This window comes from Neisseria dentiae (assembly GCF_024580525.1).
In the GTDB taxonomy this organism is placed as follows: Bacteria; Pseudomonadota; Gammaproteobacteria; order Burkholderiales; family Neisseriaceae; genus Neisseria; species Neisseria dentiae_A.
The window spans coordinates 1-4803 of record NZ_JANIKQ010000042.1 but is presented as its reverse complement, the minus strand read 5'-3'; the positions used below and the strand labels follow the sequence as shown (position 1 = coordinate 4803).

Genomic DNA, 4803 nt, shown 5'->3' with positions numbered 1-4803 from the left:
TGATTTTGTCTTGTGTATAAGCGCGCCAAACGGCCCGGCAGTTATGCGGGGTCAGCCGGGTATTTTTATGGATGTTCATGCAGTATTGTCTTTCAAATACTGTAAACAACGCTAGCTTTTCCTACATCTCAGGCCGTCTGAAAACAAATGTTTTTCAGACGGCCTGTGTTGCATGGCATGAACGGTGTTACAAACCTGCGGCGGCTCTCAGCACGGCGGCTTTGTCGGTGCGCTCCCAAGTGAACTCCGGCTCTTCGCGGCCGAAGTGGCCGTAGGCGGCGGATTTGCTGTAAATCGGGCGCAACAGGTCGAGCATTTGGATAATGCCTTTGGGGCGCAGGTCGAAGTGCTCGCGCACGAGCTTGATCAGTTCGGCTTCGTTCAATTCGCCGGTGCCGAAGGTGTCGATGGCGATGGAAGTCGGCTCGGCGATGCCGATGGCGTAGGAAACCTGAATCTGGCATTGGCGCGCCAAACCCGCGGCCACGATGTTTTTGGCGACGTAGCGGCAGGCGTAGGCGGCGGAACGGTCGACTTTGGTGGGGTCTTTGCCGGAAAATGCACCGCCGCCGTGCGGGGCCGCACCGCCGTAGGTGTCGACGATGATTTTACGGCCGGTCAGGCCGCAGTCGCCCTGCGGGCCGCCGATAACGAAGTTGCCGGTGGGGTTGATCAGGTATTTGGTTTCTTCGGTGAGCATTTCTTTGGGCAGCACGGGGAAGATGATGTGCGTTTTCACGGCGGCAATCAAATCTTCGCGGCTGATGTCGGGATCGTGCTGGGTGGAGAGCACCACGGTGTCGATGCGTTTCACTTTGCCGGTTTCGCTGTCGTAAACGCAGGTGAGCTGGGCTTTGGCATCGGGGCGCAGCCATGGCAAGAGGCCGCTTTTGCGCACTTCGCTCTGGCGCTGCATCAGGCGGTGGCTGTAGTAGATGGCAAACGGCATCAGCACGGGGGTTTCGTCGCAGGCGTAGCCGAACATCAGGCCCTGATCGCCCGCACCCTGGTTCAAATCTACGCCTTCGCCTTCGTTTACGCCTTGGGCGATGTCGGGCGACTGCTGGCCGTAGTTCAAAACCAGTTTGCAGGAATCGGCCGAAAAGCCCCATTCGGGGTTGTTGTAGCCGATGCGGGCGATGGTTTCGCGGGCAATCTGTTCGTAATCGACTTTGGCGGTGGTGGTGATTTCGCCGGCCAGCACGCACAAATCGGTGGCAACCAGGGTTTCGGCGGCCACGCGGCCTTTGGGGTCTTGCGCCAGAATGGCGTCTAAAACGGCGTCGGAAATCTGGTCGGCAACTTTATCGGGGTGGCCTTCTGACACGGATTCCGAAGTAAACACATATTCGCTCATGGTGGTTCTTTCGTAAAAGAAGCAAACCGGCAGCCTGCCGGTTTGCATGGTAGCTAAACGGTGCAAATTATAGCAGAGATGGCGGGCCGCCCCGGCCATACCTGCATGAATAATTCATCAGGCCGTATGAAAAGGGTTAATGGCTTTTGTGGCTGGTGCCGTAGAGCACTTTGTCGGTGTAGGCCATCGCCAGCGCCGAGGCCAAAAAGCCCAAATGCAGCAAGAGCTGCCACATCATGGTTTTTTCGGGCAAATTGGCGGCGTTCACAAAAGTTTGCAGCAGATGGATGGAGGAAATGCTGATAATCGACATCGACAGCTTCACTTTCAACACCGAAGCGTTCACATGGCTGAGCCATTCGGGTTCGTCGGGGTGGCCTTCGGTGCGCAGCTTCGATACGAAAATTTCATAACCGCCCACAATCACCATCACCAAGAGGTTGGCAATCATCACCACATCGATCAGGTTGAGCACCGCCAGCATGATGGTGTTGGCGTCCATCTGGTTCAGGTTCACAATCAGGTGCCACAGTGATTTGATGAATTTGTAGGCATAAACCGCCTGCACCACAATCAGGCCGAGATAAATCGGCAGTTGCAGCCAGCGGCTGGCGAAAATCATCTGGGCAATCCAAGAGGGCGGTTGGCTCAGCGGGGCGGGGGATTGGGGTTGGTGTTCCATAGTATTTCAAACAGAAAGTTGGCAAAAGTGCAGAAATTACCCTGTTTCAGCGCCGAATTCAATATTTTCATCTTGGGTGCGGCGGTTTTGCCTGGGTTTCGCCCGGCCACCCGCCGGCGCGGTTTTCCATTACAATGCCGTTTTTACCAACACTTACCGCCACCGCCATGCAAACTCTGGTTTTTCTGCTGTTCCGTCTGTTTGCCGCACTGCCGCTGCGCACGCTGCACGCCATAGGAAATGTGCTGGGCGTTTTGGGCTTTTATCTTGCCCGCAAAGACCGAGAAAGGATACGCTGCAATTTGCAGATTGCCGGCCTGAACGCAGACGATGCCGCCGTTAAAGCCGTGCTGCGGGAAACGGCCAAAGGCGGGTTGGAGCTGCCGGTGGCTTTTTTCAGACGGCCCGAGCAGGTGGCGGGGCTGTTCAGGGCCGCTCACGGCTGGGAGCATATCCGGCAGGCGGTGGAAAACGGTGAAGGCCTGCTGCTTATCACGCCGCACATCGGCAGCTACGACATCGCGGGGCGCTACATCAGCGAGCAGTTGCCGTTTCCGCTCACCGCTATGTATAAGCCGCCGAAAATCAAAGCGTTCGACCAAGTGATGCAGGCCGGCCGCGTGCGCGGCAAAGGGCGCACCGCCCCCACCAATATTCAGGGCGTGAAGCAGATTATCAAAGCCCTGCGCGCGGGCGAGGCCACCATCGTGCTGCCCGACCACGTGCCCGACCCGCACGAAGGCGGCGAAGGCGTATGGGCCGGTTTTTTCGGTAAGCCTGCCTACACCATGACGCTGGCGGGCAAACTCGCCCAAGTTAAAGGCGTGAAGGCGTTGTTTTTCGTGGGCGAACGCCTGCCCGCAGGGCAGGGGTTCGTGCTGCATATCGAGCCGTTGCAGGGCGAACTCAACGGCGATAAGGCTCACGATGCGCAAGTGATTAACAGCAATGTGGAATATTGGATCAAACGTTTTCCGCACCAATATCTGTTTGCCTACAACCGCTACAAACACCCCGCCGGCGCGCCGGAGCCGCCGCTTGAAAGCTGAACAAACATTGCGTTTTAAATGACAAACAAACCGCACCAAAGGCCGTCTGAAACCATGCCGAACCGTTTCAGACGGCCTTTTCCAACAGCGCGAAGCCTTCCGTTTTATTGCGCGGGCGGGCACCTTCCCACAACAGATGCCAGCCGTCGGGTATGGCGCTGCCTTTAGGCTGCTGCACCAGCCGGTAGGTGCACGAAGCATCGTTCACACGCAGCTTCAGCGTGCCGTATTGCTGCCACACGATGCGTGCGGTAACGGCACCGGCATCCACGCTTACGCAGCTTGCGCCTTCGGCCAGGGCGGTTTTCAAATTGGCAGGCAGCGACGCTTCCATCTGCCTCACCACCGGCGCATGGCTTTTGGCGGCATCGAGCCACGGCAGAAACAGCGTCATCATCAGTGCCCACACCAGCGTTACCCCCGCCGCCCAGTTGGTAACGGCCTGCCGTCCGCGGATGTGTTTGCGCGTAATCGCCCACAGCCACACGGGCGTGAACGACACAGCCACCAGCATGGGCATGATGTCGATATCGGGAATGTAATACGGGCTGAAATAATAAGAACGTTCGGCCAGTTTCACCGGCCAGCCGTAGTTCATGGCAAAAAAGCCCAGCCATAAAAACACCGCAAACAGGCCGAAAGCCATAATGCCGAACCAATTGATAAACGCCGCCGCACCGCGCCGCAGGCCGTCGAGCTGCGCCGCGCCGAGCAGCGCCAGCGGCGGCAGCAGCCAAACCAAATGATCTTGGTAGCGGTGCGGGCTGAACGTAAGCAGCACGGTTGCGGCAGCCAGCCAAGCCAGCGCGAGTACACCCCAGCGTTGGCGGGAAAGCTGCATACGGGTGGCTGTCCAGATTGCCAGCGGCCAAGCGGGAAAGGCAAACCACAACAGATTTTTCAAATAATAAGGCAGCGAAAAGGCCGTCTGAAAACTCTGTGTGCCGCCGAACGCGCCGAAAGCATAATGGTGCAGCCAGATTTCGAAAGCCGCCGCATCGGTTTTAAACAACGCAAACGGATACACCAGCATCATCGGCAGGGCAAACGCAAACGCCCCCACCAGCGTGAGGTAGTAGCGTTTGAACTGCCACTGCGGATGCGCCAGCAGGCCCAGCGCCGCCAGCATCAGCGCGGCGGGCAGCAGCAGACCGGCCGACACGGACAGCAACGCCCAGCCGCCGCCCAGCATCAGCGCGGCCATAATCACGCGCGTCTGCGCCAGCGAGAAACCATACAAACACATGCCCAGCGCGGCAAACACCACCGACTGCCCGCCGAGAAAGTGCGCCATCGTAATCAGCCCCGTGCAGCCGATTAAAATCAGCGCCACACTTCGCCCCTGGTGGCGGCCTAAAAAGCGGAAACCCGCGCTGCCGCAGCACAGCAGGCCGACGGCGGTAAACAGCACGCTGGCGAAACGGGCGGCGGAATAAGCATCGGCTGCCCACGGCGAGAGCAGCCGTTCGAACAGCGCCGCCGCCCACACATACACGGGCGACACGTTGAAATAAGGCCGGTCGAGCACGGTGGGCAGCCATGCGGCGGCACCGTTTGAAAACGCTTCTACGGCCGTGAAAACCGCCGGTTCGGCCGGATTCCACAAATCGCGCGAAAAAATACCCGGCCACAGCCAAGCAAACGCCAGCAACAGCAGCAGCCAAGGTTTTTCGCGGGTGGGCGCGGGCGAACGGGATTCGGGCGGGGTGTAGGTC

Annotated in this window: 4 protein-coding genes and 1 pseudogene; 1 reads left to right on the top strand and 4 read right to left on the bottom strand. The window is 58.7% G+C overall.

All coding sequences use genetic code 11. From position 1 onward, the window contains the following. From NQ012_RS13205 to NQ012_RS12655, 3 genes and pseudogenes are all read right to left on the bottom strand, one after another. Nucleotides 1–79 (bottom strand): annotated as a pseudogene (locus NQ012_RS13205) (helix-turn-helix domain-containing protein); the annotation flags it as partial. A gap of 108 nt (nt 80–187) precedes the next feature. Further along, nucleotides 188–1357 carry a methionine adenosyltransferase gene (gene metK, locus NQ012_RS12660; RefSeq protein ID WP_257067932.1) on the bottom strand — a complete coding sequence of 390 codons (1170 nt, stop codon included), beginning with the start codon at nt 1355–1357 and terminating at the stop codon, nt 188–190. Between the two features lie 136 nt (nt 1358–1493). After that, on the bottom strand, nt 1494–2039 hold the full coding sequence (locus tag NQ012_RS12655; RefSeq protein ID WP_257067931.1) for a TIGR00645 family protein: 546 nt from the start codon (nt 2037–2039) through the stop codon (nt 1494–1496). 167 nt (nt 2040–2206) lie between these two features. Here NQ012_RS12655 and NQ012_RS12650 point away from each other — a divergent pair, with 167 nt between their 5' ends. Continuing rightward, nucleotides 2207–3088 (top strand): lysophospholipid acyltransferase family protein, encoded by an 882-nt coding sequence (locus tag NQ012_RS12650; protein ID WP_257067930.1) that lies wholly within the window; start codon nt 2207–2209, stop codon nt 3086–3088. 67 nt (nt 3089–3155) lie between these two features. Here NQ012_RS12650 and NQ012_RS12645 read toward each other — a convergent pair. After that, the coding region (locus NQ012_RS12645; protein WP_257067929.1) for an ArnT family glycosyltransferase at nt 3156–4803 on the bottom strand (1648 nt) is incomplete at its 5' end.

Excerpts from the sequence above, each read along its gene's own strand:
- metK (WP_257067932.1), bottom strand. The coding sequence starts at position 1,357 with ATGAGCGAATATGTGTTTACTTCGGAATCCGTGTCAGAAGGCCACCCC.
- NQ012_RS12650 (WP_257067930.1), top strand. The coding sequence starts at position 2,207 with ATGCAAACTCTGGTTTTTCTGCTGTTCCGTCTGTTTGCCGCACTGCCG.
- NQ012_RS12655 (WP_257067931.1), bottom strand. The coding sequence starts at position 2,039 with ATGGAACACCAACCCCAATCCCCCGCCCCGCTGAGCCAACCGCCCTCT.